Annotated in this window: 11 protein-coding genes; 5 read left to right on the top strand and 6 right to left on the bottom strand. The window is 68.1% G+C overall.

Annotated features, from left to right (window positions below; translation table 11 throughout):
* Positions 1–109 precede the first annotated feature (109 nt).
* The 4 genes from KF833_03780 to KF833_03765 all read left to right on the top strand — a co-directional run bounded on the left by KF833_03780 (position 110) and on the right by KF833_03765 (position 3,279).
* Positions 110–838 carry a hypothetical protein gene (locus KF833_03780; protein MBX3744405.1) on the top strand — a complete coding sequence of 243 codons (729 nt, stop codon included), beginning with the start codon at positions 110–112 and terminating at the stop codon, positions 836–838.
* 44 nt (positions 839–882) lie between these two features.
* Positions 883–1,716 (top strand): DUF1573 domain-containing protein, encoded by an 834-nt coding sequence (locus tag KF833_03775; protein ID MBX3744404.1) that lies wholly within the window; start codon positions 883–885, stop codon positions 1,714–1,716.
* Positions 1,713–2,366 (top strand): dTMP kinase, encoded by a 654-nt coding sequence (gene tmk, locus KF833_03770; protein MBX3744403.1) that lies wholly within the window; start codon positions 1,713–1,715, stop codon positions 2,364–2,366. Before KF833_03775 ends, tmk begins: the two co-directional genes overlap by 4 nt.
* A 124-nt stretch (positions 2,367–2,490) precedes the next feature.
* A complete protein-coding gene (locus KF833_03765) occupies positions 2,491–3,279 on the top strand; it encodes a response regulator (GenBank protein MBX3744402.1) in 789 nt (262 codons plus the stop codon).
* A 506-nt stretch (positions 3,280–3,785) separates the two neighbouring features.
* Here KF833_03765 and KF833_03760 read toward each other — a convergent pair.
* The 3 genes from KF833_03760 to KF833_03750 form a co-directional block, all read right to left on the bottom strand.
* Positions 3,786–7,670, bottom strand: a complete 3,885-nt coding sequence (locus KF833_03760; GenBank protein MBX3744401.1) for a S8 family serine peptidase — start codon at positions 7,668–7,670, stop codon at positions 3,786–3,788.
* A 751-nt stretch (positions 7,671–8,421) separates the two neighbouring features.
* Positions 8,422–9,525: a redox-regulated ATPase YchF gene (gene ychF / locus KF833_03755; GenBank protein MBX3744400.1), complete on the bottom strand. Its 1,104-nt coding sequence runs from the start codon at positions 9,523–9,525 to the stop codon at positions 8,422–8,424.
* A gap of 59 nt (positions 9,526–9,584) precedes the next feature.
* Positions 9,585–10,976, bottom strand: coding sequence for a PQQ-binding-like beta-propeller repeat protein (locus tag KF833_03750; GenBank protein ID MBX3744399.1), 1,392 nt, complete (start codon positions 10,974–10,976; stop codon positions 9,585–9,587).
* Positions 10,977–11,352: 376 nt separating this feature from the next.
* Here KF833_03750 and KF833_03745 point away from each other — a divergent pair, with 376 nt between their 5' ends.
* Positions 11,353–12,660, top strand: coding sequence for a terpene cyclase/mutase family protein (locus KF833_03745; GenBank protein MBX3744398.1), 1,308 nt, complete (start codon positions 11,353–11,355; stop codon positions 12,658–12,660).
* Here KF833_03745 and KF833_03740 read toward each other — a convergent pair.
* The 3 genes from KF833_03740 to KF833_03730 form a co-directional block, all read right to left on the bottom strand.
* Positions 12,648–12,989, bottom strand: a complete 342-nt coding sequence (locus KF833_03740; protein MBX3744397.1) for a hypothetical protein — start codon at positions 12,987–12,989, stop codon at positions 12,648–12,650. The genes KF833_03745 and KF833_03740 overlap by 13 nt on opposite strands.
* 308 nt (positions 12,990–13,297) lie before the next feature.
* Positions 13,298–14,161, bottom strand: coding sequence for a hypothetical protein (locus tag KF833_03735; protein ID MBX3744396.1), 864 nt, complete (start codon positions 14,159–14,161; stop codon positions 13,298–13,300).
* A 148-nt stretch (positions 14,162–14,309) separates the two neighbouring features.
* Positions 14,310–20,879, bottom strand: a complete 6,570-nt coding sequence (locus KF833_03730; protein ID MBX3744395.1) for an Ig-like domain-containing protein — start codon at positions 20,877–20,879, stop codon at positions 14,310–14,312.
* Between the last annotated feature and the right edge of the window lie 176 nt (positions 20,880–21,055).

Raw genomic sequence — 21,055 nt, 5'->3', positions numbered from 1 at the left:
AGAAGGGCGGTTGGAGGCAATTCCTGCTCCTGCAAGGCGCCCGGGCGATTTTTGGGCGGGTTGACTTGGTTTGCGCCGGGCCGATAGCGTGGCGGTTCTTTGACCTCCCATGCTTGAAGCCATTGAGAAGCTGCTGAAGCTGCAGGATCGCGACCGCCGGCTGTTGCGATTGCGGGCGGAGGTTGCGGATGTGGATCCGCAGCGGCGCCTGATTGAGAAGCGGCGGGCGGCAGCGGAGCAGGAGTTCGAGGCCTCGCGGCAGAACGGGTTGCGGTTGGAAAGCGAGCGGAAGCGGCTGGAACTGGAGGTTGAGGCGAAGAAGGAACAGATCGCGAAGTACGCCGGGCAGCAGTGGCAGACGCGCAAGAACGAGGAGTACAAGGCGCTGAGTCACGAGATTGCGACGTGCAAGGAGGTGATCCGCGGGCTGGAGGATCAGCAGCTCGTTCTGATGGAGCAGCTGGAGGAGGCCGACAAGCGGCTGGCGGCGGCCACCGAGGCGGTCCGGCTGGCGCGGGCGGACAGCGAGGCGCAATTGAAGCAGTGCGCGGAGACGGAGGCGCGATTGTGCAGGCAGCTTGCCGAAGCGGAGGCGGCGCGAACGGAGTTTGGGGCAACGGTCGAGGAGGGATTGCTGGCGCGGTACGAGCGGATCCTGAAGACGAAGGGGGACCGGGTGGTGGTGGGGATCGAGCGGGGGGTGTGTGGCGGATGCCATATGAAGCTGGCGCGTCAGGATGTGCTGACCACCCAGGCCGGCCGGGAGATCGTGCATTGCGCCAATTGCGGCCGGATTCTCTACTACCTGCACGGCATGGACCTGAAGGCGGCGGATTAGAAGGAGATGCGATGCGCACCGGACCCTGGCGCCGGGCGACGAGGGTGTGGGGACTGGCCTGGGTCCTCACGCTGGGTTTGGAATTGGAGGGGGCGATCCGGCTGCCGTTCGGCCGCGGCCAGGCCGATGAACTGGTGTTCGAGGCGGTGCGCCTGGAGCAGCGGGGCGTGGCGGCCCAGTTCGAGATTCCCTTCGAGTTCGTCTTCACCAATGCGGCAGCCGGACCGGTGACGATCGAGTCGGTGCGCACCTCGTGCGGTTGCACGGTCGCGCGGGTGCCGGAGCTGCCATGGACACTGGCTCCCGGAGAGGGAGGAAGGTTCAAGGTGGCGCTCGATGCGCGGGGGCGACGGGGGACGGTGAGCAAGTCCGTGTTCCTCAACACCTCGATCGGGGTGAAGCGGCTCAGCGTCCGGGCGGTGTTGGGGAAGGGTGCCGAGGACGAGGAGGACATGGCCGACCGTCAACGGAACATGGCGATTGCCATGGCGGATCGTTCGGCGGTGTTCCGGGGGGAGTGTGCATCGTGCCATGCCGAACCGGCGGCCGGCAGGAGGGGGCCGGCGCTGTACCTCGCAGTGTGTGCGATATGTCACGATTCGCCCAACCGGGCTTCGATGGTGCCGGATCTGCGGCGGATGGCGCATCCGGGGGATCCGGCGCACTGGACGGAATGGATTGCGCGGGGTCGAGAGGGTTCGCTGATGCCGGGGTTCGCCGAGGAGGAGGGCGGCCCGCTGAGTGCGGAGCAGATCGCATCCCTGGCGGAGTATCTGGCCCGCACCCTTGGCGGGCGGCCGATGGGGGATGGGGACAGGGACGACGGGGACGCGAGGGATGGCCGGGGTCGACGGGACGAGGCGGGGAGGGGTCCGTGACCGGGGGATTCATCACGTTGGAAGGGACGGAAGGGGGAGGGAAGAGCACGCAGGCGGCGCTGCTGGGCGAACGGCTGCGGCGGGCGGGGCGGGTGGTGCGGGTGGTGCGGGAGCCGGGCGGCACCGAGTTGTCGGAGGCGATCCGGGATCTGTTGAAGCATCATCCGGCGGGGGCGCGCATGACTTCGGAGGCGGAACTGCTTCTTATGAACGCCGCCCGGGCGCAGTTGGTGGGGGAGGTGATCCGGCCGGCGCTGGCGGCGGGGGAGATGGTGGTGTGCGACCGGTTCCATCATTCGACGCTGGCCTACCAGGGTTGGGGACGCGGTCTGGCGTTGGAGCGGGTGCGGGAGGTGGTGGGGTTCGCGGTGGGTGGGACGTTGCCCGACATCACGCTGCTGCTCCGGGTGCCGCCCGAGGTGAGCCTGGCGCGGCGGAGGGCAAGGGAGAGTTCCGGCGGTGAGGAGGCTGACCGGTTCGAGCGGGAGGGGGCGGAGTTCTTCGAGCGGGTTGCGGAGGGGTACCGGCGGCTGGCGGAGGAGGAACCTGGCCGGGTGGTGAGTGTGGACGGAACCCTGCCCATCATGACGGTGCACGAGCGGATCTGGGAGATTGTGACGGCGCGCTGGCCGGAGACGGGGATGGGATGATGGGGGAAGGCGAGGAACGTCCATTGTCAAAGTACGGATATGACAACATGGGGCTGCCCCGTTGCCTGGGCTGTCGGGGTTTGCCATTGGCAGGGGCGGCGGGGTGGGTACGGTAGGAGGCATCATGGAAGGGAGAAGCAAGGGTTGGATCCTGGTGGCGGAGGACGATGCATTGTTTGGGGCGACCCTGGAGCGGGTGCTGCGGCATCACGGGTACGAGTGCCGATGGGTGAAGGATGTGAGCGGGGCGGTGACGGCGTTGAGCGAGCGCCCTTACGATCTGTTGATTTCGGACATTCACATGCCGGGGAACGATGGGTTGGCGTTGGTGGAGCATCTGCGGGCGGCGGCGCCGGAGGTGCCGATCATTCTGCTGACGGGGCGGCCGACGCTGGAGACGGCGATGCAGTCGGTGGGTCCGCCGGTGGTTGGGTATCTGGTGAAGCCGCCGGAACCCGGGACGCTGCTTGCCCTGATCGAGCGGGGGATGGGGGCGAGGCGGAGGGCCAGGGCGTGGCGGGAGCGGGAGGCGCAATTGCGGGAGTGTCTGAGGGAGTTTCGTGCGCTACCGCGGGAGGGGGAGGTTGCGGAGAGGGAGGAGGGCGAGGGCGCCTTGAACCGGGTGATGGCGCGATTCGAGGAGGCGCTGAGGGTGAGCGAGCATTGGGGGTTGGAGATGTCCGCGGGCCCGACGGCGGTGGCGCCCGGGGTTGCGCCGGGGTTATCCGGTTCGATTCCGGCGCCGGAGTTTGAAGCGGTGTTGCGGGAGGTGATTGGGGCGCTGGACGCGACGCGACGGCACTTCAAGTCGCGGGAACTCGGGCAATTACGGCGGCGCCTCGAAGGGTTGATCCAATCGGGTGGGACGGGGAGTGAGGGGGGGGCGCATGGCGAAGGTGCACGGAGCCCGTGACCGCGCCGGGGGGGGGTGGCGGGCTGCCGTGCATCCCGGAGTTGTGGGTCGAGGCGCGAACTTCGCGAGGCATCGCCTCGGAGGGCCGGGTTCCACGAGGCCGCAACGATGGGGTGCGTTGGGATGAGGACTCGCGGAGCTCGTCCCTCCGATTGGCTGCCTCCTCACCGACAACTTGGGGATGCACCAGGCAGGCTGGACGGACGAGCGGCGGGCTCGAAATGCTCTCAAACTTCGTGCATATGCACGAAGTTTCCGGCTATTTGGATCGCGGGGCTGGAGGGTGATGCGGTGGCGGCGGGCCGTGGCGTTCGATCAAAATGGATGCCTCTCACGGAGGCACAAAGACACGGAGATGAACGAGAACACCATTGGGACCATCTGCATCAGGATCCTTCGTGCCTCGGTGCCTCCGTGCGCAGGGAATTCATCGACCAGGCGGTCCACCGAACGCAGTTGGGCCGCCTGGGTGACCTGGGTCGTTGAGGGGCGTTTTTCGTGGGAATTCAGAAGGGGGGGTAGTCGGCGGGGAAGCGGGCGTGGAGCCAGGCGCGTTCGTGTTCGGCCCAGGAGGACCAGCCGAGGCGATCGAGGACGCGGATGCGCCGCTCGTGCAGGGAACGGTCGGTGGGATCGTCGCGCAGGCGCCGGGTCAGGTGGCGGAGGACGACGGCGGGACGACCGGCACGCCATTCGCGGTGAAGGTGAAGGTCGAGGTAACGGCCCTGGGTGAGATCGACCCAGCGGCTGAGTTCGACGCAGGTTTCCTCGAACAGGGGGTCGGCGGCCCCGGCGTCCCACTCGCCGTCGTGGTGCGCAGCCGTGGGCGCCTTTTCAACCGAGGCCTGGGGCGCGGGCAGCGGGACGGCCGGTTGGAGGCCGTCGGGACCGGCGAGGACGCGGGCCTTTCGGAACAGGGCGTCGAGGAGGGCTTCCTGTTGTGCGGCGGAGGCGCGGGTTTGGGCGGGATGGGTGTCGTTCTCCGGATCGCGGCGGGTGCCGAGATGGGCGGCGAGGGCGGTGCGGTCGATGCGGTCGATGATGGCATCCGCGGCGGCGATGACATCGCAGGCGCGGGAGGAACGGTCGGAATCGTCGAGGCGATGGAGTTGGCGGGTGCGGATTTCGAGGGCGTCGGGATATTTCTCGAGGAGTTCGGCGGCGAGGGACTGGAAGGCGTCGGCGTCGCGGGGTCCCTTCAGGCGATCCAGGAGCGAGATTTCGAAGTCGCGTCGCGCCTTGGCGAGGGGATCTTCGGGGGGAGTATCGGCGGGTGGGATGGACGGCTTCGTCCTGCCGGGGGACGGGGCGGACGGCGCGGGGCCGACGGCGAGAGAGAGGGGGTAGTCGAGGGCTCCCGGGTTGGATTCGTAGCGCAGGGTGCCCAGCAGCAGGTCGCCGGGGGCGGCACGCGAGGCGAGGGCATCGGCGTCGGGGGTGGCGAGCCAGAAGGCGACGTGGTCGCCGCGGTTCAGGGTGCGGGGTTGGAGGCGTGATCCGCGGGCCAGGGCCTGGTCGGCATCGGTGTAGGCGTCGAGCGTGAGGGGCGAGGCGAGTTGGAGATCGAGGGCGAGGGGAAGGGATTCGAGATGCTGAAGCGCCTCGGTCCGGTCGTGACGGAGGTGGAACCGGAGGAGGTAGGAGCCTTTGGGGAGCCGGACGGGACCCGGGTCCCATCCGTCATCGACGACGACGAGGCGTTTGGCGGCATCGAAGACGGCCCAGAGTTGGGACCCGTATTCCGCTTCGTAGAGGCGGGCATTGAGGGCCGGGAAGCGGGGCGTCACGGTGCTGTCGGCATCGAGGGTGAAGGGGTATTCGAGAATCTTTTCGTGGACCCGTCGGCGGCCGGGGAGGGTGTCGCGATCCTCGGGGAGGGCGGTGATGTGGGAGGCGGACGGGTGGACCCAGCGACGGCGGGTGGTGAGGCGGGCGGCGGGAGCGATGCGGGCGTCGGCGATGGAGGCGGCGACTTCGACGCGGCGGGCGCGATCGCCGGAGCCCATGGACACGGCGGATTCGGCGGGAACGACCCCGCGGAACTGGAGGGAGAACTCGAAGGCGCCCTCGCCCAGGCTGGACCAGGCCTGGCCGAGGCAGAGTTCGAGGGTGCGTCCGCCGACGACGGGGAAGTGGAGCCGCTCTTCTCCGTGGGATGCGAGGGTCAGGTACCGTTGGGTGCCGGTGTCGGTGTAGGGGCGGCCGGGAACGAGCTGGAGGGTGTGAACGACCAGGCGCCGGGATGACTCGAGGGGATCGGCGCGGACGTGAAGTTCGGCGCGGGTGGCGTCATGGGGGATCGTGAAGAACCGACGTTCGAGATGGGCGGGGGCCAGTTCGATTCTCTCCGACCAGGCGGTGGCATCGGTGTCCTCGAGGGCGTGGGGACGGATGACGGTGACGGGGATGCTGAAGGCCGGGCCGGCGCCGCGGTCGGGGACTTCGCGGGCCTGGATTTCGCCGTAATGGGCGCCCGGGGGGAGTGCGGTGGGGTCCACGCGGATCTCGAAGATGCGACCTCCGTGGTAGAGCACGAGGTGGGACGGGAGTTCGATCCAGGGGACGGACGATTCGAGGCGGAAGCGTCCCTCGAATTGGACCCGGTGGGGGTGTGGGGTGGATTTGGGGAAGACAGGGCGGACGCGGACCTGGGTGACGAGAGGGCTGGAGGATTCGTGGGGTTCGCGAAGGTACACGCCGCGGGCGGCCTGGCGGTCGGGAAGGGAGACCTCGTAGCGGGGGGTGGATTCGGGGGGGTGGGCGAGGGCTTTGGCGACCGGGAAGGCGCGGTTCACCTGGATGAGGCCGCGTCCCTGATCGAAGACCGAGAGGTCGGGAACGGGGCGGGCGGAGTGTTCGAGGGCACGGCGGATGGCGATGGGGGAGGTGGGGACGGCTTCGGCCTTGAGACCGGAGAGGAGGAGGGCGACAGCACCGGCGACACTGGGTGCGGCCATGGAGGTGCCGTTGGCGAGCTGCCCACGCTGGAGGGTCCAGTTGGGGACGGGCGAGATGGCGCCGCCCGGGGCGGAGACATCGACGCCGAGGTCGCCATCGTAGGTGGGTCCGCGGGAGGAGAAGGTGTACTGGGTTTCCCGGGGTTGATGCCGCATTGAATAGGCGGCGGCCATCATGGCGGGGGAGACGTAGGCGCCGACACCGATGAGGCTGGAGGTGGTGCCGCCGGGGGCGCCGGCGGTGGACAGGGCGGGGCCGCTGTTGCCGGCGGAGGCGACGAATACGATGCCGTCTTCGTCCACCCGTTCGGCGAGGAGTTCGATGAGGCGTCCGCGGTTGGGGAGGGTGGTGGGTTCGCCGTAGCTGAGGTTGATGACATCGCACTGCCACTCGCGGACGACGGCGAGGCCGCGTTCGAACCCGGTGGAGGTCTCCATGCTGTCGAGGCGGGTGTCGCCGATTTTGACCGAGACGATCTGGGCGCCGGGGGCGATGCCGTCGAGTTCGGGCTGACCGGGGAAGTGGGCGGCCACGATGCCGGCGACATGAGTGCCGTGCATGCCGCTGTCCACGACGATGGACAGGCGCCGGCCGTGGTCGTGGATATTGACGGCGTAGTTGAGCTGGGACTCGGCGCTGAAGGAACCGAACTGACGTTCGAGCCGGAAGCTGGCCAGGGCCTTTTCGTTGGAGAGATCGCCGTCCTCGTCGGTATCGACGACGGCGCGCCAGACGTGGCCGTCGTGGAAGACGACGCAATCGAAGACGGGGCCGGGATCCTGGAAGTTGTCCTGGAGATCGCGCCACTGTTCGAGGCGGGCGGCATGTTCTTCGCGGTCCCTGGCCTGGGCGGGGGAGGGGTTGGGGTGGGCGGCATCCCAGGCGGCGAGTTCGCGGCGGAGGTGGATTTCGAGGAGGTGTTGTTCCTCATCCCAGCGTTCGCGGCGGTGGCGTCGGAGGCGTTGGGAGAGGGCGGGCGGGAACAGTTCGTCGGCGCGTTTGAGGCCGAGGCGGAACTCACCGGTGGGGTTGGCCCAGTCCGGGGGAATGGTCAACGGCCGCCCGGAGAGGCCCATGAGCACGCCTTCGCTGGCGGTGCGGACGGTGGACAAGTCCACGTCGCCGCTGCCGGTGGCATCGACGACATCGAGAATCTTGGGGCGTCCGTCAGGAGTGAGATGGAGGCCGGGGGCACCGGGATCCACGCCGGTATCGAAGATGGCGACAATGACGCCCCGGCCGTCGTAGTCGGGGTATTGTTGGAGGAAGCGGGTGGCGCCGGTTTCGTCCTTGGGGAGGAGGCCGGCCGCGGGAAACGGTTCGGAAGCGGCGAGGGATGCGCCGAGGAGGAGGGAGAGGAAGGCGGACGGCAGTGTGGCGGGGCGGGTCAGGCGCTCGAGGGTGGGTATCCGGCTGAATGGCCGCTGATGCATGGGGGTAGGTGTACCGGCCGGACCGTGGACTGTCGTGGGAAAACCTCAGAGGAGTGAACTTCGCGGAGCGTGGCGTTGGAGGGGCGAGTATCCCGGAGGGGGAAGAGGTGAGGGGCCGTGGGTTGAGGACTCGCGGAGCTCGTCCCTCCGAAAGGGTGTGCTTGCGGGATCGAGGGATAGGTTGTGCGACCCCTGGCGGGGTCGTGAGCGGGGTGGGACTTCTGACCGGGGGTCGAACCCGCGGAGCCGGGCTCGACCCCCGGCTAATCTCTGGAAACCCTGCGGGTTTCTGGGACCCGATCGAAGGTGAAGCTCGCAGGATCCCTGGGATCCCTGGGAGCTCCGCGGTGATCCGCCTTGGTGCGCTCCACCACCCCCCCCTCTTCGAGAGGGTGCACCTCAGGGTCTTGCAGCAGGCCTCGGCCTCGTACTCGTAATCGTACTCGTACTCGTACTCGTAATCGTAATCGTAATCGTAATCGTAATCGTAATCGCCCTTCCCCTTCGCCCTCCTGAACCCATCGGGCCAGCGGCAAGGCGAGGATCGAAAGGGTGTGTCTGCGGGATCGAGGACGAGGACGAGGACGAGTACCGCCCTTCGGGCTGAGTACGAGTCCCTGGGAGGGGGAAGAGGTGAGGGGCAAGGGGTTGAGGACTCGCGGAGCTCGTCCCTCCGAAAGGGGTTGGCTCACCTAGAGGGATCGCGCCGAAGGGGTCTGGAGTTCGGGCCTTTCCCGGGCGGGGGCGCCGCCTACACGTTGAACTTGAAGAGGAGGACATCGCCGTCCTGGACGACGTAGTCCTTGCCTTCCATGCGGTAGAGGCCCTTTTCGCGGGCGGCGGCGACGGAGCCGCATTGGAGGAGGTCGTCGTAGGCGACGGTTTCGGCCTTGATGAAGCCGCGTTCGAAGTCGGTGTGGATGACGCCGGCGGCCTTGGGGGCGGTATCGCCGGCACGGATGGTCCAGGCGCGGACTTCCTTTTCGCCGGCGGTGAAGTAGGTGCGGAGGCCGAGGAGGTGGTAGGTGGCGCGGATCAACTGGCCGACGCCGGATTCCTTGACGCCGAGTTCGGCGAGGAACTGGGCGGCCTCCTCGGGGGCGAGGTCGATGAGGTCGCTTTCGATCTGGGCGCTGATGACGGAGGTTTCGCAGCCGATGTGGGATTCGGCGTAGTGGCGGACTTTCTGGACGTGGGGATTGGCGTCGGCGTTGGCGAGGTCGGACTCGCGGACGTTGGCGGCGAAGATGGTGGGTTTGTCGGTGAGGAGCCAGAGGCCGCGGTCGATGGCTTTTTCCTCCGGGGTGAGGGGGCAGGTGAGGGCGAGTTTGCCGGAGTCGAGGTGGGGTTCGAGTTTGGCGAGGACGGCGTCCTCGGTGGCGGCGGCCTTGTCGCCGCGCTTCACATCCTTGGCGAGGCGTTCGCGGCGTTTACGGACGCTGTCGAGGTCGGCGAGGATGAGTTCGGTGTAGATGGTCTCGATGTCGCGGACGGGGTCGATGGCGCCGGCGACGTGATGGATGTCGGGATCCTCGAAGCAGCGGACGACCTGGATGATGGCATCGACTTCGCGGATGTGGCTGAGGAACTTGTTGCCGAGGCCCTCGCCCTGGGAGGCGCCCTTCACGAGGCCGGCGATGTCCACGAATTCGATGGCGGCGGGGATGATGGTCTGGGTTTTGGCGATGCGGGAGAGGGGTTCGAGGCGGTCATCGGGGACGGTGACCACGCCGACATTGGGGTCGATGGTGCAGAAGGGGTAGTTGGCCGCCTCCGCCTTGCGGGTGCGGGTGACGGCATTGAAGAGGGTGGATTTCCCGACGTTGGGGAGACCGACGATTCCGGCACGAAGCATAGAGCCGGGTAGGGAAGCGGGCCGGGGACAATCCGGCAAGGGTTGTTATCGGGGGGTTGTTATCGGGGGGCGCTGTCGATGGCGGCGCCCGGGGACCCGGGGGAAGTGGGTTGGGTTCGGAGATCCAGGCAGACAAGGCGGTCTTCGCTGCGGAGGTAGAGGCGGCCGTTGGCGAGCACGGGACCGGCCCAGCAGGGGTAGGCGAGGTCGGGCACCTGCCATCGGCCGAGTTCGATGCAGCGGTTCGGATCCGGCTGGAACAGGCCGAGGAGACCGCCTTCGCCGAGGGCGATGAGTTTGCCGTCGGCGTGGATGAGGGAACCGCGGCCGAAGACGGGGGGCTGGCGGGAGGATCGCGGGGGCCAGCGGTCGTCGCGCTGCCAGGCGAGGGAGCCGGTGTGGAACCCGACCGAGCGGAAGGCGGCGTCGGGCTCGTTGCGGCCGCTGAAGCCGTAGAGGTGATCCCCGACGAGGAGGGGGGTGGCCCAGTGCATTTCGAGGCTGGTGTTGCGCCACACCTCGTCCACGCCCTGGCCGTCGGGTCGGACGCGAAGGAGGACCGATCCGACGCGGTAGTAGGCGGCACTGAGGAGGATGAGATCGTCGTGGACGACGGGATTGGCGGCGTTGACGGATTCGTTGACGCGGGCGCGGAACCAGAAGCTGAAGCGGACGGCGCCGTTGGTGGGATTGAGGGAGACGAGGCCCTGGCGGGTGAGGCAGAGGGTGTGGCGCTGGCCGTGGAAGGTGGCAGGGACGGGCGAGGCGTAGCTGGCCTGTTTGTCCCAACGGCGCCAGACGACGGGCGGGGTGCCGGGCCAGCCGATCATGGGGAGTCCTGACCAGCTGGCCTCGCCGACGCTCTCCCAGCGGGTGGCGCCGGTATCGGGGTCGAAGGCGACGACCCCGCTGTCGGGCTGGCCGCCGACGATGACGATGAGGTGGCCGGTGTCGAGGACGGGGGAACTGCCGACGCCGAAGAAGGCTTCGGGGACGGTGAAGTCGCTGGCGGTGTCGCGCTCCCAGACGGGTGTTCCGGTGGCGCGATCGAGGGCGAGGAGCCGGCCTTCGGCGCCGAAGGTGTACACGCGGTTGGAGGTGAGGAGGGGGGAGGCGCGGGGACCGTTGTTGTATCCGAAGGGATCCTGGAACGAGGTGGGCGAAGCGTGATGCCAGCGGGGCTGGCCGGTATGGGCGTCGAAGGCCTCGATGCGTTCCTCGTCGCCGATGCGGTGGTGAAGGACAAGCTGGCCGTCGAGGAGGGAGGGTGCGCTGTAGCCGGTGCCCACGGGGCGGGACCAGACCACGGGTGGGCCTTCGGGGGGAAAGCGATCGATCAGTCCCGTTTCGGACGAGGTGGCGTCGCCGTATGGACCCAGGAACGCGGGCCAGTCGCCCGCATGCAGGGTGAGAACGGCGTGGCCGAGGAGAAACACGGCGGGGAGGCGCACGACGGAGTTGTGCAGGGGGACAGGCCTGCGGGCAACGCGATTCGGCACGCGACCCCGCGACCGGGTCCGTCCGGGGTGGTTTCATGGAATCCCGCCTTGGGAAGACCTAATCCTGCCATGGAATATCCGTTCGCCGCGAAAAGGGACAGGGCGGAGGGCGGAGGGCAGAGTTCCACGAGGCCGCAACGGAGTGGAGCGTTGGGTTGAGAACTCGCGGAGCTGGTCCCTCCGATTCGCTGCCTCCTCGCCTACAACTCCGGGATGCCCCGGACAGGAGTGGAGCCCAGATTTCAGGGTGGCCGGGTCAGAGAAAAGCTTTCATGCTTGGAAGGGGTCGGGACCGAACGATCGGGTCGGGTCCGGGTCCAAGAAGCTTATGGAAATTCCTGGCACGAACTGGGTCCTGAACTCTGGCGGAGAGGTTTGGCGACGGTGGCGACGGGCGTTTGGGTGGGGGTTGGCGGTGGTGGGACTTGGATGGGGCCAGGGGCTTTGGGCGGCGGAGGCAGCGGAGGCAGCGGGGGCAGCGGGGGCGGGAAGGGTGGATCGGGCGCGGTTGGCGGCGGCGATCGAGCGGGGGGTGACGTGGCTGTTGCAGCAGCAGAATTCGAACGGTTGGTGGTCCACCTCCGAACAACCCGCGGTCACGGCGATGGTGCTGACCGCGTTGAATCGCGAACCGACGGGGCGCTTTCTTCAGAGCCGTCCGTCGGAATTGAACCAGGCCTACGATTTCCTGTTGAGCAGCGTGCGACCGGACGGGAGCATCTACCGGGTTGGACTGGCGAACTACAACACGGCTCTGAGCCTGCTGGCGCTGAGTACGGCCAACGATCCCAATTTTCTGCCTGTGATTCGGAATGCGCGGGCGTACCTGGCGGGCACGCAGGTGGACTTCGGGGAACCGGGCGTCCTGGACACGCCGTTCGATGGCGGGGTCGGGTACGGAAGCAAGTACCAGCATTCCGACATGAACAACACGCTGGTCGCCATCGAGGCCATGCGCTGGTCGGAAGCGGCGTTGCCGCGGGATGTGGCGTCGGGACAGAGGCTGGAGTCGGATCTCAACTGGGAGGCGGTGGTGCACTTCCTGCAGAACTGCCAGAACCGGAAGGAATCGAACCCGGCGGAGTGGGTGTCCGACTCGAAGGAGGATCGTGGAGGCTTTGTGTATTACCCGGGCCACAGCATGGCCGGGGGTGTGACCAATACCGTGACGGGCAGGGTGGCGTTGCGGTCGTACGGGAGCATCAGCTATGCGGGATTGTTGAGTTTCATGTACGCGAAGCTGGAGCGGGACGATCCGCGGGTGACGGCGGTTCTCGAATGGTTGGAGGGGAACTACACGCTCGATGAGAATCCGGGGATGGGGCAGCAGGGGCTTTATTATTATCTGCATCTCATGACCAAGGCGCTGACGGCCGCCCGGGTGGGGACCCTTCGCGTGTCCGGGGAGGCCGGGCCGGACACAACGTCCGGGGCGGCTGGTGGCGGCGGGCGGGCAGTGGCGTGGCGCGACGACGTGGCAAGACGTCTGTTGGATCTCCAGCGGCCGGATGGATCGTGGGTGAACGAGAACCCGCGATGGTGGGAGACGGACCCGGTGCTGGTGACCGCCTACATGGTGCTCACGCTCGAGATGCTGCACGCCGACCTGGCGGGCGACGGAAATCAGCGGATCTGATCCGAGAAGATCCGGGCTTCCATCTCGGTGATGCGTCCGTCGCGGTTGGTATCGCACCGGCGGACGGCTTCGTTGAAGGCGAGGTTCTGGCCGCGGACGACTTTGCGTTCGTGATCGAGCAGGATGGGCAGGTTGACCCGGGTCTGGCTCTCGTGCTGGTGGCCGCGGTCCGGCAGGCGGCTCAGGGTTTCGTAGAAAGTGCGGGCGGCAAGGTCGGTCTCGAACTCGACGGCGAGGCGTTCCTCGTCGCGATAGACGGTTTCCTTCGTTTGGATGCAGCCGGCGGCGGCGAGAAGCAGCGCCACAAGAATGGCCCGGGGGGTGATCATGGGAGAATAAGGGCCCCTGTTATCGGCGGGTCGGAGATGGCGGCAAGTGCAAAGTTGGGACTTATCCGCACCGCGGTGCATTCCCGGAGTCGTGGGGAGGGGAGCGAACTTCGCGACGGAACACCTCGGAGGGCCGAGTTCGGCGGGGCCGCTACGGTGGGGTGCATTGGCTTGAGGACTCGCGGAGCTCGTCCCTCCGATATGCTCTCCGATTCGCTGCCTGCCCACCCACAACCTGGGGATGCACCGTCGTTCGGGTGCGATTTCCACGGTGCTGGCTGAGAGCTCCTTGCGGTTCCGCTCACGCTTCAACGCTCCTGACGGTTGTCGTCCCCCTGCGTCGGGGTCTCGGGAAGGGTTGCGATCTCCATCTTGCGCGCAATCTCAGGGAGCGAATTCACCGTCGCGTCCGGATCCAGGAATCCACGGTCGATGAGCCTTTCGTTGACGAGCATCGCCAGGGCCACGAGCCCCTCAGGGCTGGGATGCAACCGATCCTCTTGAAGCCATTTCGCGGTGGAATCGTTGTCAAAGACGTGTTCCCCGATCCGGATCGGCTGGCCGGCCTGGATCCGGTCCATCCATTGCGCGAGGGACACCAGAACGATGGTGGTCCGGGAAGAGGCCCAGGTTCGCAACCGTTGGTTCAGCGCGGCCAGGGTTGCCGGCTGCGGCACCTGTCCGGGCGCAAGTATCCTGCCCACCGCCGCGGACATGTCCGGAAAGTCGCCAATGACAACCGGACAATCAAACTGCTCGAGGAGCGCCGTTCCACGGTCCAGCAACGTGAACCGGTCATTTTCGGAGGTCATGGGTGCACCCGCCGCATCGACGTTTCCGTAGCCAAACCAGAAAAGGAAATCGAGCGCCACGACCAGGGACGGTTTCAACACCTCGGTTTTCGAGACGAGGGCTGTCCCGTGTGCGACGGGGCGCACGAAGAAGAACAGCGACGTGTGCTCGATGGGGTTCTCCAGGGGTTCCCTGCGACTCGCCACGACGGCTGCCTTCCATCCTGGCGGGGCCCCGAAACCCTGGCTGAGAGACGCCCCGACGATGGCCACGCGCCCGATTGACGATCCCGTCGGCCGTGCCTCAGCCCCGACGGAGGCGGGCTGACCGAACGCAAGGAATCCGAGAATCACCAGCAGGCCTGTCATCCTTCGCTGCATGGCTTGCATGATCCAACGCTACCGTCCCGGCAACGGGCCCGTAAAGGGGGGCCGTGCTTCTTGGGTATTCGTCATGAACGGGGCTTCACCCGAACGTGCCGGGTGCGCCCGGGGGATTCCGTTGCCGGCTTCCGTCGTGCTTCGTCGGTCAGGGCGCCAGGACCTGGAGGGATACGGCATTGGGTTCGTACACCACCTCCCAACGTCGGCCGGGGCCTGGATCGCCCACGACTTCGGTGAATTCGCCGGTCCGGCCCGAGCAGGTGAGGAGGGTGACCGTGGTGCCCACGGGGGGTTGGTAGCCTTCCGCCAGGCGGACCCGCAGACGACCTGCCAGGGTTGCGGCGGTCTGGTTGAGGGTGAGCCGGCTGTTATCGCCCGGTCCCAGGGTGAACTCCATCTCCCCCTCGGCGGTCTGCTCGAATCCGCCGGTGGCGCGCAGGGTGAGGGTGCCGGTGGGATGGCCCACGCGGAGGAGGGCGCGGTTGAGGATGCGGGGCGGAGGCTCGATGAGGCTGTTCACGGCCGTGACAGAACCCGTGCCTGCGAGCACGCCGGCGGCGAGGTCCAGGGTTCCGGCGTGATTGTGATCGAGTGTGGTGTTCTGAAGCAGCAGTTCCGATCCGGGGGCCGGCCGATACGCATCGCCGAGGGGAATGAAGCCGTCGCGGGCGTCGAAGCTGACGGTTTGCGTGATGAACCGGATGCGGCCGTGATTGATGAGCGGGAGGAGGAACTGGATGGGCCGCGGGGTGGTTCCGACGATTTCCCCATGATTCTCGAAGGTGCCGAGCCCTTCGAAGGTGGCCCTCAGATGACTGCCCTGGGCCGAGCCCGATGCGAAATGGAATGTGCCGCGGTTGACGAGCGCCGGGCCTCCGACCCGCAGAACGAGCTGCTGGTTGCCATTGGACAGGGTGTTCAGCCCGGTGAACTCGAGCCGGCCCGATCCTGAAAGATCGATGCCTCGAACGAGGTTGTCGCCATGGACCCGGGTGACGCCATCGACGCGTACCCTGGAACTGAGGGTCACCTCGATCCCCGCCAGGTCGCTGTCGGCATTGAGGTGCAGCAACCCGCCGCTCACCCGGACCTGGCCCAGTTGGGAGGGGGCGAGGAGATGAAGCCGGCTGGAGTTGAGCAGGTCCACGTTGCCCCCGGGCCGGACCAGGGGCCGCCAGAGGGTGAGCTGGCCAGCCTGCACCACCAGGGGGCCGGTGGTCTCGAGGGTGCCGCGGTAGTCGGTGTCGGCGTCGTAAATCACGCGCCGGGTGCTGGTGTTGTATTCGCCAAACTCGAGGGTGCCTGCCCCGGTGATGCGCGAGGAGGCGCCGCCCCGGAGGCGGTGCGCCAGGATCAGCCGGGCCTCGTCGCCCACTTCCAGTTCGCCGTGGTGCTCCAGGTTGACCATGAGCAACCCGCCGGTGGGCACTTCCATGCGGCCCTCGTTGCGGAACCGCACGCCCTCCAGGCGCATGGGCAGGTTGGTCGAGGTGCCCAGGGTTCGCAGGGTCCCCAGGTTCAGGATCCTTCCCGCCCCCAGGGCGGCGGGGTCCTGACCCAAAGGCTGCACGGTCGCGCCGTGATCGAACTCGAGCAGGCTTCCCGGGTGATTCACCACCTGCCCCATGGGATGCCGGAACTCGACGAACCCGCTGATGCGAAGGCCACCGTGGGCATGGAACGAATGGGGTCCGAGGTCCATCAGGAAGTTGCCCCCGAAGATTCCCGAGAACCGCGCCGATCCCCAGGCCCGGGTTTCACCCGCCCCGAACCGCACGCTGCTCAGGACCAGCGGCCCGTGCACCTCAATGGGCCGTTCGACATGCAGCGTCTGGTTGGCGAGGGTCAGACCCGACCGCGCCACCAGCGACACCAGGGATGGCAGGACCGTGAAGGTCGGCAGGGTCCCGGGTGCGTCGATGAGCACCTCGTCCCAGGGCGCCGGTCCGGGAGGGAAGGTCCAGACGCCGCCCCCGGCAGGCCCCGGCAGCCAGGCATTGCCCACATTCCGGAACTGGAACTCATGGAAGACAGCCTGGGTGAAGGGGGCGTTGATCTGCACCCGATACCGGCCGGGAGGGAACGATGGGTCGGCCCGCACGGTGAGCAGGCGGCGATCGGCGCTGGCACGCAGTTCCACCGGGCCGAAGGGAACGAAAGGCCCGGTCTCCGAAAGCCGGGTCACGGTCAAGGTCGCCGCCGCCAGGGACGATGCGAGCAAGGGCTGGTCAAAGCGATACCAGGCCTCCTCCAGACTACCTCCCACCGCCACATGGGTGCCGACACCGGTGGGGAAGGATTCGATGGCCCGCGGTTCGGTGCCGGTGGCGAATTCCCAGGTCAACGGGCCCGGGCGCTGGTTCCCCGAGGCATCGGCCAGTCCGGCCGACAAGGTCGCCCGATATTCCCCCTGCACGATCGGGCCCGCGGTGGTGAAGACCAGTCGCCGACGGTCTTCACTCCACGCCACGGCGCCGGGCACAGGCGATTCGTCCACCTTGTGCACCAGTCCCAGCAGGTCCGGGGTGGCCGGATTCACCACCGGTTCGTCGAAGTGCACGCTCACCTCACCGAGCACGCCTGGCACGATGGCGCTCAGGGCAATCGGTTCCACGGACAACACCTCCGGCGGGTAGGCGTCCGCCACCACCCGGTATCGCACCGGGCCGGTTTCCCGCACGTTGCCTCCGACATCCACGACGCGTGCCCGGGCCTCGAACGAGTCCGAACCGCCCGGCCCGCGTGCAGGCACGCGATGCAGGACTTCCCAGGGCCGGTGGTCGGTGCGCGACACCTCGACGCCATCAATGAGAAAGACCACGTCCCGCACCCCGACGTCGTCGGTCGCCCGCACCTGGAGCCGCAAGGCGTCACCGGCCTCGACCAGGTCGCGGTCCGGACCCTGCCCATGGCGAACCAGTTCCGCCGTGGGAGGCACTCCGGACAGGTCGGCGGGGAAGGGACGCACCACGGTGACGCCGCCGGGCCCGTCCGCCACGTAGGCGATTCCGCCGGCCATGGCGAGGGAGAAGGCGGTGCCCGGGGTGGCGATCTGGGACAGGAAGGTTGGGGACTCATCCGACGGGGCCCATTGGAAGATGGAAAGGTCCACGCGCGTGTCGGTGCTGTTGGCGGACACCACGGCCAGCGCGCGGCCGTTTTGCAGCGGCATGAGATGGCGCCAGCCGGCCTGGGCGGTGTTCACATTCCGGACCAATTGCGGCTGGTCCGGATCGCTCAGATCGAAATGGCTGTAACCCTGTTGATGGGTCACCAGGAGCTGATCGTCGAGGCTCGCCCATTGTCGTTCCAATCCGGAAAGGCCCGCTCCCACGTTGCCCGGGGCGGGCACGCGGCCCGCGGGCAGCACGCCGCCCTGGCGCAGGATGGGTCCATGAACCAGAAGGCCATCCCCCAGGGTGTGGATCCGGTTTCCAGACTCCATCAACCGTGCGATCCGCACCGGCCAGGTGACAGGTTCCATGAGGTCACGGCCCGTTGCCGGGTCCAGCCGCCGCAGGAGATTTCCATGTCCCAGCCACACCGACTCGCCCCCGATGGCCACGGCGGTTGGATGGGGCAGGTCGGTCCGTTCCCAGGTGAGGTCGGCCACACCGCCTTCGCGCAGGAGCCAGCCTGTGACCCGGTTTTCCTGCAGGGCCACGCCCACCCGACCGCGAAGGGCCACGGCCTTGACCTGACCCGGTTCCACCCGCGCCACCACCGGCTCGGATGAGTCCCGGATGTCCACGACCGCCAGGCCTGTCGAGCAGGCCGCCAGCAGCCACCCGTTGCCCGCCGCCACTTCGAAGGCTTGCCCGGGCGTCGGCACCCGCGCCAGCACTCCCGTTTGCAACCCCGCCCCGTCGAGAGGATCCAGCCCCAGCCGCACCTCGTCCCCGTCCGACACGCCATCCCCGTCGGTGTCCGGGTTGCGTGGGTCGGTTCCCACCACGGCCTCGACGACGTCCGGCAAGCCATCGTTGTCGGTGTCGGCCAGCATCGCCCCGCCTGGGGAGGAACGTCCGTTGTAGCGAAGGGGCGCCGTGGGGACGACGGTTGGCATGCCCGCCTCCGCGCTGCGGAACACCGTCACGCCGAATCGCGCCGTGGTGGGATCGTAGTACGCGACCGAGTAGTGGGCGTTCGGGCGCAGGAACAGTTCCGTGAACCGGCCGTTGGCGTTGAGCCGTCCGCGGGTCACGAAGCCGCTGTTGAGATCGCGCAGGGCGTAAAACATGGGCGCCTCCGGGAATGCCGCCGGACCCGCCGCCGGGCTGGCTGCGGCCGGGGTTCCCGATGCCGGGGCAAGCCGTGCTCCGGAGAACCCGATGGATCCACCCCGGCGCGGTTGATGCATGGACATGAACTCCGCCAGGGCCCGGTGCAACCCGTCGAAATACCCGGTCCACCCCGCGGCCTCGACTTCTGCGATTGCCAGGGTCAGACGGTCGAAGCCCTCCGCCAACTCCGCCCGCACGGTGGCGTCCGCCGTGCCCAGGGCCACCTGTTCCTGCCGGGCGAGAAATTCGAGGACCTGCGCATCGGTGGCTCCGTTCCAACGCGGCATCGCAAGAATCGCCGTCCGTTCTTCGGTCGTGACACCTGCCCCACCCGGTCCGGCCGGGTTCAGGGCCTCCTGCACCCGCGTCATGAAGGCTCGATGCACCGGCATGAGTTCGGGGTCCGACACCTCGGCCCAGCGGGAGTGCCCGAGGAGGATGCCCAGCGCGGCCTGGACCCGAAGGATGAGGCGCTCCTGGATTTCGAGATGGCGCAGGGCCCGAAGCAACCGTGGGTCGCCCGTGGTCGAACCCAGGCCTGCCAGGGCCGGTCCAGGCGCTCCGATGCAGGACGCCGCCGCGGTGTCCAGGCAGCTCCGGTAGTCGATCGCCGCATCGATGGCGCCCTTCAACCCCCAGGCCAGGCCCAGAGCGCTCCCGATTCCCGGCAGGCAGCCCAGCCGTGCGCCGGTGTAGGCGCTGTCGAGGACGCCGACACACGCACCGGTCAACGGACCCACCCGCGCGCAATCGCGAGCCGCCCGTTGGGCACTCAGGGCCGTTCCGATCGGGCATCCGGCATCCCCGGCGACCAGGTTGATGACGTTGTCCAACGCCACGTCCCCGATGCTGTCCAGGGCCGCCTCCCTGGCAGGCCGGCAGGGCGAGGTTTTCTCCGCCCAGTCTCCGCAGCAACGCGCCGCGTAGGCCCCGCAGTCGGGTTCATCGCTGCCATCGCCTTCCGGGCCAGCGCCTTCGGTGCCGGGCGCCAGGCCGTGCCATCCGGGCTGCCGCAGGCCCACCCCGGGATCGGTCGCGGCATACAACCCGTCCGGGGTCACCGTCGCCAGCCCCTGCGGTTCCCATCGCCCGGTGTCATGATTGAAGCTCCACAATACTGTCTTCGATCCCGGCCCCAACCGTTCGCCGGTCACGGGGTCGGGCAGGTTGGGAAACCGCACCGGCACGGGCAGGTCGAAGTTCTCCGGGCCGTCCGTCTGGACGGTGATCACCAACGGCAGGTTCAGCCCGGGCGGCAGCGGTTCCGGCAAGCGGTCTGGCGGCACCGGCGCGATGCCCACCCTTCCGCCCCGCACCCCCTGGTCGCTGAACACTCCGTTGGGAGGGATTTCCAGGCGCACGCCCGCCAAGGCAGGGTTCGCCGCCACCACCGCCTCCGGAAAGGTGATCACCGTGATGTCGGTCGGATGCACCGGCCGCAGGGCGTCCCCGGGGATGAAGGGCAGGTACACCACCCCCGACCCGCCCGCTGGATTATCCTCGCGTCCCGCCACCGCATCCCACGCCTTGCCGATGAAGGGGTAATAGCCGCCAGTCGGCCACTGGCTGCCCACCGCCGGCCGGCCGTCCACGTGGACGAAGAATCGCCCTGCCGGTGCCGGATCGAGTTGGAAGTCGCCGTTCTCGTCGGTCACCGCCCGCAAGGTTTCCTCCGCACCGTCCACGGTGACGATCACTCCTGACAACGGTCGATCGGTGCCGTCGGCGTTCCGTTCGGAGGCCAGCACCCGGCCCACCACGACCGTGCCCGGCACCGGGGCGATTCGACCGGTGCTGAAGGAAAGGCGGAACTCTCCGCCCGGCACCCCATCGCCGTCCGGATCCAGGGGTCGTCCCAGCCCGTCCTGGATGTCCCGGCCGTCCAGGATCACCTCCACCCGGGCGCCCGCCGGCAGCGGTTCCAGGTAGAACAGCGTCGCCGTCCGCAGATCCCGCGACCACTCGGTCCGGGTGAGCAACCGGCGCCCACCGGACCACGCCTGCAGCAGATCGGACTCCGCGACCTCTGCGCCCACTGGGCCGCTGAGTCGCAGAATGGTCTCCCGGGTCAGGGACACGCCGGTTTCCCCGGAATAGGGGGAACTCGATGCGACCGACACCCCCGCTCCGGCGCCTTCCCGCAGGCGGTAGAATCGGGGGCTTCCCGATGGCGCCAGCCGCCAGCGGACCCGGTTGCCCGCCAGTTGGGGTGAACCCGGTGCCGGCGCCCAGGCCGGGGTGCCGCTCAGCGCCGACGTCTGTTCCAGCACGAACGATCCCGCGTCCGCGGCCCATTCCAACTCCACTCCGCCCGCGTCCAGGCGGATCGCCAGATGCGGCGGTGCCGCGGCGGACGCTCCCAGTGCGAACGTCCACATCCAGATCCACGCCATCCATTTCGAGCCGTGCCGCAGTCTCCTAGTCTTGTTCACGTTCGGTGAGAAAAATCGGCGGACGGTGGCGAATCCGGGCGGGAAAGACAATGCCAGGGGCACGGCGGCGTTTCCCCCGGGTGCATCCCGGAGTGGTGGGTGAGGGGGCAGCGAATCGGAGGGACGAGTTCCGCGAGTCCTCGACCCGACGCTCCACGCCGTTGCGGCCTCGTGGA

This window comes from Verrucomicrobiia bacterium, assembly GCA_019634625.1.
Classification (GTDB): Bacteria; Verrucomicrobiota; Verrucomicrobiia; order Limisphaerales; family CAIMTB01; genus CAIMTB01.
This window is presented reverse-complemented; position numbering and strand designations above follow the sequence as displayed.

Bases quoted from the DNA above. Each gene is read 5' to 3' on its own strand.
- KF833_03780 (MBX3744405.1), top strand. From the start codon at position 110: ATGCTTGAAGCCATTGAGAAGCTGCTGAAGCTGCAGGATCGCGACCGC.
- ychF (MBX3744400.1), bottom strand. From the start codon at position 9,525: ATGCTTCGTGCCGGAATCGTCGGTCTCCCCAACGTCGGGAAATCCACC.
- KF833_03760 (MBX3744401.1), bottom strand. From the start codon at position 7,670: ATGCATCAGCGGCCATTCAGCCGGATACCCACCCTCGAGCGCCTGACC.
- KF833_03765 (MBX3744402.1), top strand. From the start codon at position 2,491: ATGGAAGGGAGAAGCAAGGGTTGGATCCTGGTGGCGGAGGACGATGCA.
- KF833_03740 (MBX3744397.1), bottom strand. From the start codon at position 12,989: ATGATCACCCCCCGGGCCATTCTTGTGGCGCTGCTTCTCGCCGCCGCC.
- KF833_03735 (MBX3744396.1), bottom strand. From the start codon at position 14,161: ATGCAGCGAAGGATGACAGGCCTGCTGGTGATTCTCGGATTCCTTGCG.
- KF833_03745 (MBX3744398.1), top strand. From the start codon at position 11,353: ATGGAAATTCCTGGCACGAACTGGGTCCTGAACTCTGGCGGAGAGGTT.